This is a genomic window from Agrococcus terreus, from assembly GCF_014645235.1.
In the GTDB taxonomy this organism is placed as follows: domain Bacteria; phylum Actinomycetota; class Actinomycetes; order Actinomycetales; family Microbacteriaceae; genus Agrococcus; species Agrococcus terreus.
This window is the reverse complement of sequence record NZ_BMLM01000001.1, coordinates 864,083-879,435: the sequence shown is the minus strand read 5'-3', so window position 1 is coordinate 879,435 and position 15,353 is coordinate 864,083. Positions and strand designations below refer to the sequence as shown.

General features: G+C 74.5%; 16 protein-coding genes and 1 tRNA gene. 5 read left to right on the top strand and 12 right to left on the bottom strand.

From position 1 onward, the window contains the following. The first annotated feature begins 15 nt into the window (after nucleotides 1-15). Nucleotides 16-1,401 (top strand): cation:dicarboxylate symporter family transporter, encoded by a 1,386-nt coding sequence (locus tag IEW90_RS04225; protein WP_188716353.1) that lies wholly within the window; start codon nucleotides 16-18, stop codon nucleotides 1,399-1,401. Nucleotides 1,402-1,455: 54 nt separating this feature from the next. Here IEW90_RS04225 and IEW90_RS04220 read toward each other — a convergent pair whose 3' ends face one another. From IEW90_RS04220 to IEW90_RS04190, 7 genes are all read right to left on the bottom strand, one after another. Further along, complete coding sequence (locus tag IEW90_RS04220) at nucleotides 1,456-2,763, bottom strand: APC family permease (protein WP_188716352.1); 1,308 nt, start codon at nucleotides 2,761-2,763, stop codon at nucleotides 1,456-1,458. A 66-nt stretch (nucleotides 2,764-2,829) separates the two neighbouring features. Next, nucleotides 2,830-3,957, bottom strand: coding sequence for a methyltransferase domain-containing protein (locus IEW90_RS04215; protein WP_188716351.1), 1,128 nt, complete (start codon nucleotides 3,955-3,957; stop codon nucleotides 2,830-2,832). Nucleotides 3,958-3,976: 19 nt separating this feature from the next. Next, nucleotides 3,977-5,305: an amino acid adenylation domain-containing protein gene (locus tag IEW90_RS04210; RefSeq protein WP_188716350.1), complete on the bottom strand. Its 1,329-nt coding sequence runs from the start codon at nucleotides 5,303-5,305 to the stop codon at nucleotides 3,977-3,979. Nucleotides 5,306-5,379: 74 nt separating this feature from the next. Continuing rightward, entirely contained in the window at nucleotides 5,380-5,859 is a 480-nt protein-coding gene (locus IEW90_RS04205) for a hypothetical protein (protein ID WP_188716349.1), read from the bottom strand. A 31-nt stretch (nucleotides 5,860-5,890) separates the two neighbouring features. Next, entirely contained in the window at nucleotides 5,891-6,868 is a 978-nt protein-coding gene (locus IEW90_RS04200; protein WP_229679480.1) for a ribose-phosphate diphosphokinase, read from the bottom strand. A 17-nt stretch (nucleotides 6,869-6,885) separates the two neighbouring features. Further along, on the bottom strand, nucleotides 6,886-8,310 hold the full coding sequence (glmU, locus tag IEW90_RS04195; protein ID WP_188716347.1) for a bifunctional UDP-N-acetylglucosamine diphosphorylase/glucosamine-1-phosphate N-acetyltransferase GlmU: 1,425 nt from the start codon (nucleotides 8,308-8,310) through the stop codon (nucleotides 6,886-6,888). A gap of 36 nt (nucleotides 8,311-8,346) precedes the next feature. After that, complete coding sequence (locus IEW90_RS04190) at nucleotides 8,347-9,273, bottom strand: glycosyltransferase family 2 protein (protein WP_188716345.1); 927 nt, start codon at nucleotides 9,271-9,273, stop codon at nucleotides 8,347-8,349. 139 nt (nucleotides 9,274-9,412) lie between these two features. Here IEW90_RS04190 and IEW90_RS04185 point away from each other — a divergent pair. The 3 genes from IEW90_RS04185 to IEW90_RS04175 all read left to right on the top strand — a co-directional run bounded on the left by IEW90_RS04185 (nucleotide 9,413) and on the right by IEW90_RS04175 (nucleotide 10,668). Beyond that, nucleotides 9,413-9,487: transfer RNA gene (locus IEW90_RS04185), tRNA-Gln, on the top strand. Between the two features lie 67 nt (nucleotides 9,488-9,554). Beyond that, entirely contained in the window at nucleotides 9,555-10,172 is a 618-nt protein-coding gene (locus IEW90_RS04180) for a hypothetical protein (RefSeq protein WP_188716343.1), read from the top strand. Between the two features lie 4 nt (nucleotides 10,173-10,176). After that, nucleotides 10,177-10,668 (top strand): MarR family winged helix-turn-helix transcriptional regulator, encoded by a 492-nt coding sequence (locus tag IEW90_RS04175; protein WP_188716341.1) that lies wholly within the window; start codon nucleotides 10,177-10,179, stop codon nucleotides 10,666-10,668. A gap of 98 nt (nucleotides 10,669-10,766) precedes the next feature. Here IEW90_RS04175 and IEW90_RS04170 read toward each other — a convergent pair whose 3' ends face one another. Genes IEW90_RS04170 through IEW90_RS04150 form a run of 5 tightly spaced genes read right to left on the bottom strand, consistent with a single transcriptional unit; the run spans nucleotide 10,767 to nucleotide 14,885 of the window. Next, nucleotides 10,767-11,201 (bottom strand): hypothetical protein, encoded by a 435-nt coding sequence (locus tag IEW90_RS04170; protein WP_188716339.1) that lies wholly within the window; start codon nucleotides 11,199-11,201, stop codon nucleotides 10,767-10,769. A gap of 30 nt (nucleotides 11,202-11,231) precedes the next feature. Further along, nucleotides 11,232-12,665, bottom strand: coding sequence for an adenosylhomocysteinase (ahcY, locus tag IEW90_RS04165; RefSeq protein ID WP_188716337.1), 1,434 nt, complete (start codon nucleotides 12,663-12,665; stop codon nucleotides 11,232-11,234). 20 nt (nucleotides 12,666-12,685) lie between these two features. Further along, nucleotides 12,686-13,600, bottom strand: a complete 915-nt coding sequence (locus tag IEW90_RS04160; RefSeq protein ID WP_229679479.1) for an SDR family oxidoreductase — start codon at nucleotides 13,598-13,600, stop codon at nucleotides 12,686-12,688. 2 nt (nucleotides 13,601-13,602) lie between these two features. Continuing rightward, entirely contained in the window at nucleotides 13,603-14,601 is a 999-nt protein-coding gene (rfbB, locus tag IEW90_RS04155; RefSeq protein ID WP_188716335.1) for a dTDP-glucose 4,6-dehydratase, read from the bottom strand. A 59-nt stretch (nucleotides 14,602-14,660) separates the two neighbouring features. Beyond that, nucleotides 14,661-14,885 carry a DUF3499 family protein gene (locus tag IEW90_RS04150; protein WP_188716333.1) on the bottom strand — a complete coding sequence of 75 codons (225 nt, stop codon included), beginning with the start codon at nucleotides 14,883-14,885 and terminating at the stop codon, nucleotides 14,661-14,663. Nucleotides 14,886-14,926: 41 nt separating this feature from the next. Here IEW90_RS04150 and IEW90_RS04145 point away from each other — a divergent pair, with 41 nt between their 5' ends. Next, the gene (locus tag IEW90_RS04145; protein WP_188716331.1) at nucleotides 14,927-15,349 is read left to right on the top strand and encodes a hypothetical protein; all 423 of its coding nucleotides are present in this window, start codon (nucleotides 14,927-14,929) and stop codon (nucleotides 15,347-15,349) included. The last annotated feature ends 4 nt before the right edge of the window (nucleotides 15,350-15,353 follow it).

Sequence of the window (15,353 nt, the reverse complement as noted above, 5' to 3'; positions counted from 1 at the left end):
TGCAAGGAGCACAGCATGGCAACGACGCCCAGCACCGACGGATCCCGGCTCGGCCGCCTCCGTCGCATCGACAAGACGCACTGGCTGTACATCTCGGTCATCATCGCCGTCGTCCTCGGCATCGTCGTCGGGCTCGCGGCGCCCGAGGTCGGCGAGAGCCTCGCCCCCATCGGCAAGGGCTTCGTGGCGCTCATCAAGATGATGATCGCGCCGGTCATCTTCTGCACGATCGTCGTCGGCATCGGCTCGATCGCCAAGGCGGCGACGGTCGGCAAGGTCGGCGGCCTCGCCCTCATCTACTTCCTCGCGATGTCGACGTTCGCGCTCGCGATCGGCCTCGTCGTCGGCAACTTCGTCCACCCGGGCGAGGGCCTGAACATCGGCGACGCGTCCTACGAGGCCACGGGCGAGGCGGAGTCCACCACCGACTTCCTGCTCGGCATCATCCCCACCACCCTCTTCTCGCCGCTCACGGGCGAGTCGGTGCTGCAGACGCTCTTCGTCGCCCTGCTCGTCGGCTTCGCGGTGCAGGCGATGGGCAAGCGCGGCGCGCCGATCCTGGGCGTCGTGAAGCACCTCCAGGCGCTCGTCTTCCGCGTGCTCGGCATGATCCTCTGGGTCGCCCCGATCGGCGCGTTCGGCGCCATCGCCGGCGTCGTCGGCTCGACCGGCTGGGGCGCGGTCGTCGCCCTCGCGACGCTCATGGTGGGCTTCTACCTCACCTGCATCGTCTTCATCGTGGTCGTGCTCGGCACGCTGCTGAAGGTCGTCACGGGCGTGAACATCTTCCGCCTCATGCAGTACCTGGGCCGCGAGTACCTGCTCATCGTCGGCACCTCGTCGTCGGAGTCCGCCCTCCCCCGCCTCATCGCCAAGATGGAGCACGCGGGCGTCTCGAAGCCGGTCGTCGGCATCACGGTGCCCACCGGCTACTCGTTCAACCTCGACGGCACCGCGATCTACCTGACGATGGCGTCGCTGTTCATCTCGACCGCGATGGGCATGCCCATGTCGATCCCGGAGCAGATCGGCCTGCTCGTCTTCATGATCATCGCCTCGAAGGGCGCCGCGGGCGTCACGGGCGCCGGCCTCGCGACCCTCGCGGGCGGCCTGCAGACGTACCGCCCCGACCTCGTCGACGGCGTGGGCGTCATCGTGGGCATCGACCGCTTCATGTCGGAGGCGCGCGCGCTCACGAACTTCACCGGCAACGCGGTGGCGACGCTGCTCATCGGCACGTGGACGAAGCAGATCGACATGGACCAGGTGCGCGGCGTGCTCGCCGGCGAGCGCCCGTTCGACGAGCAGACGCTGCTCGCCGACGACCACGGCGCGCAGCCCGAGGATGCGGTGGACGGCGACGACGACCGTCGCGAGCTCGAGGAGGCCGAGCGCCGCTGACGCCGCTCGGCCGACGGGCCCGGGACCGCTGCGGCGGCCCGGGCCCGTCGCCGTTCAGCGGCGGCGGCGCAGCAGCTCGCGCGCGCCGAGGCCGAGCGCGAGCCACGCGGCCGCGGCGAGCACGCCCGGCCACGGCAGCGTCACGACGAGCAGCGCGCACGCGCCGAGGCCCGCGACCGGCAGCCAGCGCGGCAGCCACATCGCCGCACGGCCGTGCCCGCGCATCCGGATCGCCGAGAGGTGCGCGATCGCGTAGTACGTCAGCACGCACGTCGACGAGACGGCGACGAGGCCGCCGGGCGGCAGCAGCAGCACGCCGATGATGGCGACGACCGCGACCGCCGCCTCGGCGACGATCGGCGTGGCAGTGCGCGCGGCGATGCGCGAGAGCGGGCCCGGCAGGTCGCCCTCGCGCGCCATGGCGAGGCTCGTGCGGCTGAGGCCGGCGAGGATGCCCATGAGCGACCCGAGGCACGCGAGCCCGCCCGCGACCAGCACGGCGCCGCGCAGCACGGGATCGGCGACGAGGTCGGCCACGGGGGTGCCCGAGATCGGCAGGAGGGCGCCGAGGGCGTCGGAGGTCGCCCACGCGACGAGCGCGTAGAGCACGAGCACGACGGCGAGGCCGGCGACGATCGCGATGGGGAGGGTGCGGCGGGGATCGCGCACCTCCTCGCCGAGCGTCGCCATGCGCGCGTAGCCGGCGAAGGCGAAGAACAGCAGGCCCGCGGCCTGGAGGACCGCGAGGGCGCCCTCGGGGACCGGGAGGTCGAAGGGGCGCACGCCCGGCAGCTGCCCGCCGATGAACGCGACGTCGGTCGAGCCGGCCGCGAGCGGCGCGTACGCGATCCATCCGACCTCGTGCGCGGCGCCGCCGCCCGCCCACCAGACGAGCGCGGCGACGACCGCGACGAGCACGACCGCGACGATGCCGGCGGAGGTCCAGGCGGTCACGCGGATGCCCGCCATGTTCAGCGCCGCGAGCACCAGGACTGCCGCGACCGCGACCGGCACCGCGTGCTCCGGCCACAGGTGGCGCCCGGCGACGACGGCGATCGCGGCGGCCGAGGCCGTCTTGCCGGTGAGGAACATCCAGCCGGCGGCGAAGCCGACCCGCTCCCCCGCCTCCGCGCGGCCGTACGCGTAGGCGCCGCCCGAGACGGGGTGCTCCATGGCCAGCTGGGCGGTGGAGAGCGCGTTGAGCACCGCGACCGCGCCGGCGAGCACGAGCGCGAGCGGCAGCAGCCCGCCCGCGGTCGCGGACGCGGGCGCCCAGACGAAGAAGAGCCCGGCGCCGATCATGGCCCCGAGGCCGATCGCGATCGCGCCGGGCACGCCGATGCGCCGCTCGAGCTGTGCCATGCCCGCGAACCTATCCGCGTCCGGTGAACGGCCGGTGCCTGGGCGTCCGGTGCGGCGGCGCGTCCGTCAGCGGCGCTCGAGCAGCACGAGCACCTCGGCGTGGCCGGTGTGCGGGAACATGTCGAACAGCCGCCCGCGGACGGGCGCGAGCGACGGCATCGCGGCGAGGTCCTTCGCGAGCGTCACCGGGTTGCAGCTGGAGTAGACGACGTGGCGGGCGGCGGAGTCTTCCAGCCGCTCGGCGAGCGGGCCGATGCCGCGCCGCGGCGGGTTGACGACGACGACCTCCGGAGCGCCGGCGCCCTCGAGGTCGACGGCGGTCGCGTCGCCCACCGAGAAGGCGGTGTCGACGCCCAGCTCCGCGGCCGTCTCGCGCGCGGCGTCGATCGCGTCGGCGGCGACCTCGACGCCCGCGACCCGGCGGCCGGGCCGGGCGGCGTGCAGGGCGAAGCCGCCGACGCCGCAGTACAGGTCGAGGGCGCTCGCGGGGTCGACGTCGTCGATCCACGCCGTCGCCTGCCGGTAGAGCCCGGCCGCGACCGCGGTGTTCGTCTGGAAGAAGCTGCGGGGCTTGAGCCGCAGCGGCACGTGGTTGACGCGCATCCGGAGCGTGCCGCCGTGCAGCACGAGCTCGTCGTCGCCCTCGAGCACCGCCTTGTGGTCGGGCTGCAGGTTGACCGACACGGAGGCGAGCGGCAGCGCGGCCAGCAGCGCGTCGAGGCGCTTCCGGATGCGCGGGATCGCTTCGCTCGAGCGCAGGACGAGGCGCAGCGCGAGCTCGCCGTCGGGCGAGGCGGTGAGGAGCAGGTGCTTGAGCTCGCCGCGCCGGCTCGGCACGTCGTAGGGCGTGAGCGCCGCGTCGCGGACGAGCGCCTCGAGCACCGGCATCGCGTCCTGGATCGGCTGCTCGTGCAGCGGGCACGCCTGCAGGTCGATGCCCGTGCCGTCGGCGGCGAGGATGCCGAGGGTCGGGGCGGCGAGGCTCCCCGCGACCGCCATCTTCGCCTTGTTGCGGAACCCGCCCGCCGCGCTCTCGAACGGCGGCTCCCACGCGAGCGCCGGCAGCCGCGCCTCCACCTCCGCCTGCTTCGCCGCGAGCTGCCGCGCGTAGGGCGTGGCGAGCAGCGTGCACGAGCGGCAGCGCCACGCGTCGAAGTACGCGCACTCGAGCGCGACCGACTCGCCCGCGCTCACGGGGCCGTCCTCACCATGCTCAGATGCCCGACCGGTCGGCGTAGAGGGCGATGTCGCGCACGGCCTCCGCGCGGCGGTTGCGCGGCGTGGAGGGCTCCTCGCGGGCACGCGGGTCGCGCGCGAGCACCGCGTGCACGCGGCGGCGGCGCGCGTGGCGCCGGGCCGCGCCGACGACGGCCGCGACGAGCGCGAGGGCGAGCGCCAGGATCGCCGGCGCGACGAGCGCGCTCGCGGGCTGCAGCGGCGCCGCGGCCTCAGCACCCTCGACGAGCGCCGCCCATCCGGGCGCCCAGCCCACCGCGAGCGCGAGCCACGCGACGACGCCGAGGAAGTAGGCGACGCGCTCGAGCGGCCCGTCGTCGAGCAGGATCGCGTCGATCCGCTCGAGCCGCACCCGCTCGCCCCGCTCGAGGGCGCGCACCGCGCGGCCGTGCGTCAGTGCAGCGCGCGCGATGAGCACGGCGCCGCCCAGCAGCAGGATCGCGACGGCGACGCCCATGATCGACGCGCCGGTCGCGAGCAGGCCGCGGATCGCGAGCTCGCCCGCCTCGTCGTAGGTGCGCTCGGCGGCGAACCTGCCGGGCTGGCGGATGAAGACGCCGAGCGCGAAGACGCCCGCGCCGACGCCGACCGCGCCGCTCGCGATGCTCAGCAGCCGGAACCGGCGCTGGCGGTGCGAGCGCGGCGTCGAGCGGACGCCGCGCGTCCAGCCGCGCGCGACCGAGCCGAGCCGCGCAGCCCACCGCTCGCGGATCGCGCCGGCGGGCCGCAGCACGAGGATGAGCGCGACGCCGATCGCGAGCGCCAGGCCCGAGAGCGTCGGCAGCAGGATGCGCGCGGCCAGCGCCTCCCGGTCGTCGGTCGCGAGCATGAGCCCGATCGGCAGCACGATCGCGCCCGCGATCGTGAGGCCGACCCCGAGCCCCCGCAGCGTCGCGCCCGTGCCCTTCCGGAGCGACTCGCGCTCGACCATGGGCGGGATGGTGCGGTCGGTCGCGCGCTCCGCGGCCCGCAGCAGCAGCGCGCGCTCCGCGGCGACGCGCAGCGGCTCCCCGATGCCGCTGAGGAGCACGAGCGGCAGCAGCGCGCCGAGCGCGCCGCGCAGCAGCAGCTGCAGGTCGACGGTCGTGCCGACGATCTCCTCGTCGAGGATGCCGACGACGCACAGCACGAGCAGCAGGATGACGGCGGCGTGCGCCGCCGTGAGCGTCACGACCTGGAGCCCGCGGAGCGCCGCCCCCGCCGCGCCGGCCTCGACCGGTCGCACGCGCCGACCGGGCGCGTCGTCGCTGCGGGTGCCGTGCTCGTCGCCGATGCCGTCCTCGAGCCGCGGCTCGCCGCCGTCCATCGGTGTCGGGCCTCCCGCGCGGTGCCAGGTCATCGCGGGCCCGGGAGCGGTCGGAGGTCGCGCACCCCTCGAGGCTAGCGGTCGCGCGGCGACGGCCCGCCCTCGTCCTCGATGCGCTCGATGAGGAAGGCGGCGACCACCTCGGCGCGGAGGCGCTCGACCTGCGCCTCGAGCCTCCGGCGCTCCGCGGCGGTGCCGACGAGGCCGCGCGCTCGCTCGAAGCGCCGCAGCCGGATCGTCCAGGCCTCGGCGCGGTCGAGCTCGACGGCGTCGTCGGCGCTCTCGACGAGGTACGCGATCTGCTCGCGGAGCATCGCCATCACCTCGTCGACGTCCGCCCGCTCCTCCGGCGCCGCATCGGCGCCCGCCTCGGGCGGTGCCTCGTCGGCGTGCTGCGGCTCGCCGTCTCGGCGCCCCTTCGGACGCACCTGCGCGACGAGGTCGCGCACGAGCTCCGGATGCTGGCGGAGCCAGTCGACCGCGGCGGGGCCGTACTCCTTCACGAGCCCTGGCGCCTCGCGGAGCACGAGGGCGAGCAGCGGCGGGATGGGCATGGCTCCTCCTTCCCCGGCGGGGCGAGCCCCGCTAGGCGGCGCCGTCGAAGAGGCTCGTGACCGAGCCGTCCTCGAAGACCTCGGTGATCGCGCGCGCGAGCAGCGGGGCGATCGAGAGCACCTCGAGCTTCTCGAAGCGCTGCTCGTCGCGCAGCGGCAGGGTGTCGGTGACGACGACCTTGTCGATGAAGTCGGAGTTGAGGATCTGCGGCGCGGGGTCGGAGAAGATCGCGTGCGTCGCCGCGACGACGACGTTCGTGGCGCCGTTCTTCTTCAGCGCCTCCGCGGCCTTCACGATCGTGCGGCCCGTGTCGATCATGTCGTCGACGAGGAGGCACGTGCGGCCCTCCACCGTGCCGACGATCTCGTGTACCGACACCTGGTTCGGCACGAGCGGGTCGCGGCGCTTGTGGATGATCGCGAGCGGCGCGCCGAGCTTGTCGGACCACACGTCGGCGACGCGCACGCGGCCCATGTCGGGCGAGACGACCGTGAGCGTCTCGGGGTCGGTCGTCGCCTGGAAGTGCTCGAGCAGCACCGGCATCGCGAACAGGTGGTCGAACGGGCCGTCGAAGAAGCCCTGGATCTGCGAGGCGTGGATGTCGATCGACATGATGCGGTCGGCGCCGGCCGTCTTGAACAGGTCGGCGACGAGGCGGGCCGAGATCGGCTCGCGGCCGCGCCCCTTCTTGTCCTGCCGCGAGTACGGGTAGTACGGCATGACCACGGTGATGCGCTTCGCGGAGGCGCGCTTCAGCGCATCGACCATGATGAGCTGCTCCATGATCCACTCGTTCACGGGGCGCCCGTACGACTGGAGGATGAAGGCGTCGGAGCCGCGCACCGAGCCCTCGAAGCGCGCGTAGATCTCGCCGTTCGCGAAGGTCCGGGAGTCGACGTCCATGAGGTCGGCGCCCATCTCGGTCGCCACCGCCCTGGCCAGCTCCGGGTGCGACCTGCCGGTCGCCAGCACCAGGTGCTTGCGGTTCTTCGCGACGATCGATCCCACGCGGGCTCCTCCTCGGCCTACTCGGCCTGCTCCTCGGCGGCTGCTGCCGCCTCCGCCGCCGCCGTGCCGGGACGATTGGCCTCGACCCATCCGGTGCGGTTCCGCTGCGGCGCGACCGTGATGGCGAGCGCGCCGGGCTCGACGCGCTTGCGCACGACCGTGCCCGCACCAGTGTAGGCGCCGTCGCCGATCTCGACGGGGGCGACGAAGACGTTGTGGCTGCCGGTGCGCACGTGCGAGCCGACGGTGGTGCGGTGCTTGGCGACGCCGTCGTAGTTGGCGGTGATCGTGCCGGCGCCGATGTTCGAGCCCTCGCCGACGGTCGTGTCGCCGATGTAGCTGAGGTGCGGCACCTTGCTGCCCGCGCCGAGCTGGGCGTTCTTCGTCTCGACGAAGGTGCCGATCTTGCCGCCCTCGCCCACGATCGTGTTGGGGCGCAGGTACGCCCACGGGCCCGTCGTGGCGCGCGCGCCGATCACCGAGAGCGTCGCGTCGGTGCGCTTCACGACCGCGTCCTCGCCCACCTCCGTGTCGACCAGCGTCGTGTCGGGGCCGATCGTGGCGCCCGCGGCCACCGAGGTGGCGCCGTGCAGCTGACTGCCGGGGAGGATCGTGACGTCCTCGCCGAGCGAGACGTCGACGTCGATCCAGGTGGAGGCCGGGTCGACCACGGTGACGCCCGCGGCCTGCCAGCGGCGGATGATGCGGGCGTTGAGCTCGCGCGCGGCGTCGGCGAGCTGGATGCGGTCGTTGATGCCGTGGATCGCCCACGGGTCGGCGGCCGCGACCGCGTCGATCCGGCCGCCGGACGCCTGGATGCGCAGCGCCGCATCCGTCAGGTACTTCTCGCCCTGCGCGTTGTCGGTGCCGATCGTCGCGAGCGCCGTGCGCAGCGCCGCGGCGTCGAAGACGTAGATGCCGCCGTTGACCTCGTCGATGGCGCGCTCGTCGTCGGAGGCGTCCTTCTGCTCGACGATGCGCACGAACGCGCCCGAGCCGTCGCGCACGATCCGGCCGAGCCCTGTCGGGTCGCCGAGGTGCGCCGAGAGGAGCGTGAGCTGGTTGCCCTGCGACTCGTGCCGCTCGATGAGCGTGCGGAGCGTGGCCGCGTCGATGAGCGGCACGTCGCCCGAGAGCACGACCACGTGGCCCTCGAAGCCAGCGATCGCGTCGAGGCCCTGCTCGACGGCGCGGCCGGTGCCGGGGATCTCGTCCTGGTCGGCGATCCGCACGTGCGGCGCGTGCTCGAGCACGGCCTCCGCCATCCGGTCGCGCTCGTGCCGCACGACGGCGACGATCGCCTCGGGGTGCAGCTCGCCCGCGGTCGAGAGCACGTGCGCGATGAGCGGGCGGCCCGCGAGCGGGTGCAGCGGCTTCGGCGTGCGGCTCTTCATGCGCGTGCCGGCGCCCGCGGCGAGGACGATGACGGCGATCGAGGGCATGCTGCCTCCAGGGTCGGGGTCGGATCCGGGGCCAGGCTATCGGCGCCCGGCTGCAGGCGGCGGGCCCTGGCGCCCGCGCCAGCCGTCGAGCGCGCCGCGCAGCATCGCGCGCGCGTTGCGGCCGCGGGGCGCGGCGAAGGCGGTCATGCGGGCGAGCTTGAACGCCATCCGCGGCACGTCCTGCGCCGTCCAGACGCCCGGCGTGCCCGGGCGCCGCCAGAGCGCGACGCGGTTGCGGGTCATCATGTACAGCCGCAGCGGCGAGTGCACGAACATCGTCGCGCCGCCCGGCAGCCGCACGAGCTCGTCGCCGATGGCGTGGAGCATCCGCGCGTCCGCGACGCCGACGAGCTGCAGCCCGGCCGCCCTCGCGCGGAAGCACCACTCCATGTCGACGCTGTCGATGAAGAGGCCCTCGTCGAAGCCGCCGGCCGCGTCGATCGCGGTGAGCGGGATGAGCGAGCCGGACGAGATGAGGAAGTCGGCGTCGACGTCGCCGCCCGCGGGCGCGTCGACCTTGCCGTTGAGCGGGAAGCCGAAGCGCACGAAGGGCGCGCGCTCCCCCGAGCGCTCGTCGACGAAGGTGGGGCCGACCGCGCCGACCGGGCCGTGCTCGGCGCGCAGGTCGTGGTGGCGCAGCAGCAGGGCGACGCAGCCCTCGTCGAGCCGCGAGTCCTGGTCGAGCAGCAGCACGAAGCGGGCGCCGTGCTCGCGCGCGATGCGCGCGGCGCGGTTGTAGGCGGCGCCCAGCCCGACGTTCGCCTCGAGGCGCACGACCTCGACGCCCTCGGGGATGCGGACGCGGTCGCTCCAGTGCGCGCCGCCCACCTCGGGGCTGTCGTTGTCGAGCACGACGAGCCTGCCGACCTGGGCTGCGGCGCGCTCGAGGACGTCCGGCAGCGCTGCCTCGTCGGGCCCGTACGTGACGGCGACGGCGACGACGTCGGAGCGGGTCGAGGGCATGGGACGATCCTCCCATGGGCGACGCGGGGCCCGGTCGCTCCGGGTCGTCGCTCGTGGCCGGCAGGACGGCGCCGGCGGGGCCGCACGTGGCCACCGGGTGCGGACGGATCGAGCGGCGACGCTAGCCTGGATCGTGCTCTCCGCCATGGTGTAACGGCAGCACGACGGCCTTTGGAGCCGTGAGGCCCAGGTTCGAATCCTGGTGGCGGAGCCAGCAGCAGCTGGGCCGTCCCGCGCTGCGTCGCCGCGCGAGCGAGGTCCGGCCGTGCGATCCTCGTCCCGTGCCACCCGCCCTCGTCGCCCGCGCCTCCGCGCGCCACCGCTTCGCCGGCTGGTGGGCGCGGCCCCTCGCGTGGCTCGGCTTCGTCGTGCTCGCGGCGATGCTGCTGATCGGCCCGCTCTGGGCGCTCGTCTTCGGCGCCCTGCTCCTGCTCGCCCCCGTGTCGTGGAGCCGCGGGCGCCGCATCCGCTGGGAGGTGGACGCCCCGGGGCCGGATGCGCGGTTCCGCTGGGGCGTCGACGCGCGCCGCTCCGTGCGCCTCGCCGACATCGGCGGCGTCATCGAGCAGGTGAACCCCGGCGCCTCCAGCCGCGGCGTCCCCGTGACCCGCGACAGCGAGCTGTGGCACCTCGTCGGCCACGACGGCACCTCGCTCGGCACCGCGCCGACCATCGGCCTCGACCCCGCCGACGTCGAGCGCGCCCGCCGCCTCGTGCCCGGCGAGCGCATCCCCTACGGCCTCGCCCGTCGCATCGGCGCCCTGCCGACGGGCGCCCCCTGGCACGTGCGGCATCCGGGCCTCGCCGTCCTCGCGTCGGCCCTCGTCGCCGGTGCCGTCATGCTCCTGCTCGTCGCGACCACCGAGCAGCTCAGCTGGTGGGCGCTGCTGGCAGGATGACGGCATGAGCGCATCCGGGGGCGACGACGTCGACCGCATCATGGAGCAGTGGATGCGCGTGCGCCCCGACGCCGACGTCACGCCCCTCGCGGTGCTCAGCCGCATGACGCGCATCTCGCGCCAGCTCGGCCGGGTGCGCGCCGAGGCGTTCACGCAGGCCGGGCTCGACCCGTGGGAGTGGGACGTGCTCGCGGCGCTGCGCCGCTCGGGCGGACCGCTGAGCCCCAAGGACCTCATCGCGCAGACGATGGTCACGAGCGGCACGATGACGAACCGCATCGACAACCTCGTCGCCTCCGGCCTCGTCGAGCGCGTGCAGGGCTCGACCGACCGGCGCGTGCGGCTCGTGCAGCTCACCGACGAGGGCGTCGACCGGGTCGACGTCGCGCTCGACGCGCTGCTCGAGGCCGAGCGGCGCCTGCTGCGCTCGATCCCCGCCGACGACCAGGCTCGCCTCGCCGGCCTGCTGCGGGTGCTCGCCGACGCGATCGTCTGAACCGGATCCGATCGCGCGACGCGGACCGGTGCGCGGGGTCCGGTTCGCGCGATGGGGTCCGGATCGCGGCGTGCGGATCCGCGGCTCGCGACCGAGGGTCAGCCGCGGTCGATCGGGATGCCGAGGCCCCCGAGCTCGGTCTCGAGCGCGCGCACATCGCGCTCCGAGATGCCCTCGTCGAGGAACGCGGCGAGCGGCGCGCCGTCGCGCCCGGCGAGCTCCCAGCGCGCGACGCGCAGCGGCACGAGCGCCGGCAGCGGGCGACGCCGCGCGACGGCGACCGCGGCGACCGGCACCCGTCGACGGGCGAAGGCGCTGCCGACCGCGATCGTCGGCTCCGCGCCGACCTCGACGACGACGCGGGTCGTCGCGGCCCGCACCCCCAGCACCACGGCGACCACGAGCGCGGCGCCCAGCAGCGCCGCGAGCACCGGCACGTCGCGCACGATCGCGATCGCACCGGCCGCCGCGGCGGCGAGCGCCACGGCCGGGTAGACCAGCGGCAGCCTCGCGCGCAGCCGCAGCGCGCTCACCGTCGAGCCCCCACCGTCGCTGCCGATCGCTCAGTAGCGGTAGTGCTCGGGCTTGAACGGCCCCTCGACCGGCACGCCGATGTAGTCGGCCTGCCGCTGCGTCAGCGTCGTGAGGCGGGCCCCGAGCGCGTCGAGGTGCAGGCGGGCGACCTCCTCGTCGAGCTCCTTCGCGAGGCGGTGCACGCCGAGCTCGACGTCCTTCGTCGCGAGCTCGATCTGCGCGAGCACCTGGTTCGAGAAGGAGTTCGACATCACGAACGAGGGGTGGCCGGTCGCGTTGCCGAGGTTCATGAGCCGGCCCTCCGACAGCACGAGCAGCGAGCGGCCCGAGGGCATGCGCCACTCGTGCACCTGCGGCTTGATCTCGATGCGCTCGGCGCCCGAGCGCTCGAGCGCCGCGATGTCGATCTCGTTGTCGAAGTGGCCGACGTTGGCGACGATCGCGAGGTGCTTCATGCCCTGCAGGTGCTCGAGCGTGAGCACGTGCTCGTTGCCGGTCGTCGTGATCCAGATGTCGGCCTCGTCGAGGCAGTCCTCGACGCGCGCGACGCGGTAGCCGTCCATCGCCGCCTGCAGCGCGCAGATGGGGTCGACCTCCGAGACGATCACGCGCGCGCCCTGGCCGCGCAGCGCCTCCGCCGCGCCCTTGCCGACGTCGCCGTAGCCGACGACGAACGCGGTCTTGCCGCCGATGAGCACGTCGGTCGCGCGGTTGAGGCCGTCCGGCAGGGAGTGGCGGATGCCGTAGCGGTTGTCGAACTTCGACTTCGTCACGGAGTCGTTGACGTTGATCGCCGGGAAGAGCAGCTCGCCGCGCGCGAAGAGCTGCTCGAGGCGGTGCACGCCCGTGGTGGTCTCCTCGGTGACGCCGCGGAGCTGCGCCGCGATGGTCGTCCACCGCTGCGGGTCGTCGGCGAGCGTGCGGGCGACGAGCGCGTCGATGACGTGCAGCTCCTCGGGCGCGTCCTCGGGCGTGACCGGCGCGCCGCCCGCCTGCTCGGCGATGCGGCCGCGGTGCACGAGCATCGTGGCGTCGCCGCCGTCGTCCAGGATGAGCGTGGGCCCCTCGGCGAAGTCGAAGATGCGGTTCGTGCAGCGCCAGTACTCCTCGAGCGTCTCGCCCTTCCAGGCGAACACCGGCACGCCCGCGGGTGCCTCGACGGTGCCCGAGCCGACGACGACGGCCGCCGCCGCCTCGTCCTGCGTGGAGAAGATGTTGCAGCTCGCCCAGCGCACGTCGGCGCCGAGCGCCACGAGCGTCTCGATGAGCACCGCCGTCTGCACGGTCATGTGGAGGCTGCCGGCGATGCGGTGGCCGGCGAGCGGCTGCTCGGCGGCGTACCGCTCGCGCAGCGCCATGAGCCCGGGCATCTCGTGCTCGGCGAGCCGGATCTGGTGACGGCCGGCCTCGGCGAGGCCGAGGTCGCGGACGTCGAAGTCGAGCCAGGTGGCGGTGTCGGTCATGCCGCCATCCTCCCACCTCGTCAGCGGACCGCGGCGGCGTCCTGCGGGGGGCCTCCGGCCGACAGCGCATCCACGTACGCGTCGAGCGCGGCCTCGTGGTCCTCCGGCTCGAAGCCGGTGGCGCGGAGGCGCGAGAGGTCCATGGCGCTCTGCTCGGGGCGGGGCGCGATGCCGTCCTTGCCTGCGAAGTACGCAGCGGTGGTGACGGGCGTCACGCGGGCCGGGTCGTGGCCGGTGCGCTCGAAGACGCGCTGCGCGATCTCGGCCCAGCTTCGCGGCTCGCCCGCGTTCGACACGTTGTAGGTGCCTGCCGGCGCGTCGACGGCGAGCAGGTGGTCGATGGCGCGCGCGAGCTCGGCGGCGAAGGTGAGCCGCCCGACCTGGTCGCCGACGACCGTCGGGTCGATGCCGCGCTCGGCGAGCGACGCCATCGTGGCGACGAAGTTCCTGCCCTCCCCCACGACCCAGGAGGTGCGGACGATCCAGTGCCGCGGCGCGGTCGCGACGGCGATGTCGCCGGCGGCCTTCGACTGGCCGTACACGCTGAGCGGGCTGAAGGGCTCGTCCTCGCGGTGCTCCGGGCGGGTGCCGTCGAAGACGTAGTCGCTCGAGACGTGCACGAGCCCGATGCCCTGGTCGGCGGCGATGCGCGCGAGCGCGGCCGGGGCGACGGCGTTGACCTGCCACGCCGCGATCCGGCCCTCGGGCGTCTCGGCGGCGTCGACCGCGGTGTACGCGGCCGCGTTGACGATCGCCTCGCAGCCCGTCCAGTCGATCGAGCCGAGCGACTCGGGGCGCTCGAGGTCGGCCTGGTCGCGGCCGAGCCAGGCGACGTCGTCGCGCTCGGCCCAGCGGGCGCGGAGCGCGCGACCCAGCTGGCCGTTCGCGCCGAGGACGACGACGCGGGCGGGACCCCCGGATGCGGCGGCGACCACGCTCAGTGGCCCGCGGCCGCGTACTTGGCCTCGGCCGCCGCCTTCTGCGGACGCCACCACGCCTCGTTGGCGCGGTACCAGTCGATGGTCGCCGCGAGCCCGGCCTCGAAGTCGGTGTAGGTCGGCTCCCACTCGAGCTCCTCGCGGAGCTTCGTGGCGTCGATCGCGTAGCGGAGGTCGTGGCCGGCGCGGTCCGCGACGTGGTCGAAGGCGTCGGCCTCCTGGCCCATGAGGCGCAGGATCGCCTGCACGACCTCGAGGTTGTTCCTCTCGCCGTCGGCGCCGATGAGGTACGTCTCGCCGATGCGGCCGCGCTCGAGGATGCGGAGCACCGCGCTCGAGTGGTCGTCGGCATGGATCCAGTCGCGCACGTTCTCGCCCGCGCCGTACAGGCGCGGGCGCACGCCGTCGATGACGTTCGTGATCTGGCGCGGGATGAACTTCTCGACGTGCTGGCGGGGGCCGTAGTTGTTCGAGCAGTTCGAGATGGTCGCCTCGAGGCCGAACGAGCGCACCCAGGCCCGCACGAGGAGGTCGGAGCCGGCCTTCGTCGACGAGTAGGGGCTCGACGGGTTGTAGGGGGTCTCGGGCGTGAACTTCGCCGGGTCGTCGAGCTCGAGGTCGCCGTAGACCTCGTCGGTCGAGATGTGGTGGAAGCGGCGCGCGTGGCGGCGGGCCGCCTCGAGCAGGGTGAACGTGCCGATGAGGTTCGTGTGCACGAACGGGGAGGGGTCGGACAGCGAGTTGTCGTTGTGCGACTCGGCGGCGTAGTGGACGACGGCGTCGGCGTCGCCGACGAGGCCGTCGACGACCTCGGGGTCGGCGATGTCGCCGACGACGAGCCGCACGCGGTCCTCCGGCAGGCCCGCGAGCGAGGCGCGGTCGCCCGCGTACGTCAGCTTGTCGAGCACGACGACGTCGTGGTCGGTGTGCTCGACCACGTGGTGCACGAAGTTCGAGCCGATGAAGCCGGCGCCGCCGGTGACGAGGAGCGTGCTCACGCTCCCAGCCTATCCGCGCAGCGCCGCCGGCGGCCCCGCTCGGGATCCCCGGAGGCCCGCTACGGGAGCGCGCGGTCGGGCTCGTGCCGCACGACCGTCCAGCCCTCGGGGCCGGTCGCGCGCTCCGCGTGCGGGTCGCACAGGTCGTAGCTGCCCTCGATCGCGCCCTGCCGCGAGGCGGCCTGGAGGGGGCCGACGACCAGCATCCGCGCGTCGTAGTCGACGGTCACCGTGCGGTCCGCGTACCGCCGGCACCCGGGGCGAGCGCAGGTCCTGCCGTCCATCCGCCTCAGGCTACCGGCCGCGCCGCGCGTAGGATGGCGGCATGCCCGGCCGCGCTCGAGCGCGCCGGTCGCGCCACGGCCGCGAGCTCCGCTCGTCCGTCGCGGGGCCGGTGCTGCCCTACCTCTCCTCTCGCGAGACGCGCTTCGAGGACGTCGCGGCCGACGCCGCCGACTACGTGCAGTCGCTGTGGCCGGACGAGCTCGGCGACGTCGACTTCCTGTGGGCCGACATGCCGCCGGGCATCCTCGCGGACGAGGTCGTCGAGGTGCCGGACTTCGCCGTCGACCCGCACCGCCGCTCGATCACCGTGTTCCGGCTGCCGCTGCAGCGGCTGCCGCGCGTGCACGTCGATGACGCATGGCACCGGCAGATCGCCATCGAGGGCGCCGTGTTCCGCGCCGCGGGCGAGCTCCTGGGCCGCGACCCGTGGGAGGTCGCGCCCGACCGCTGGCGCCACCACTGACGCG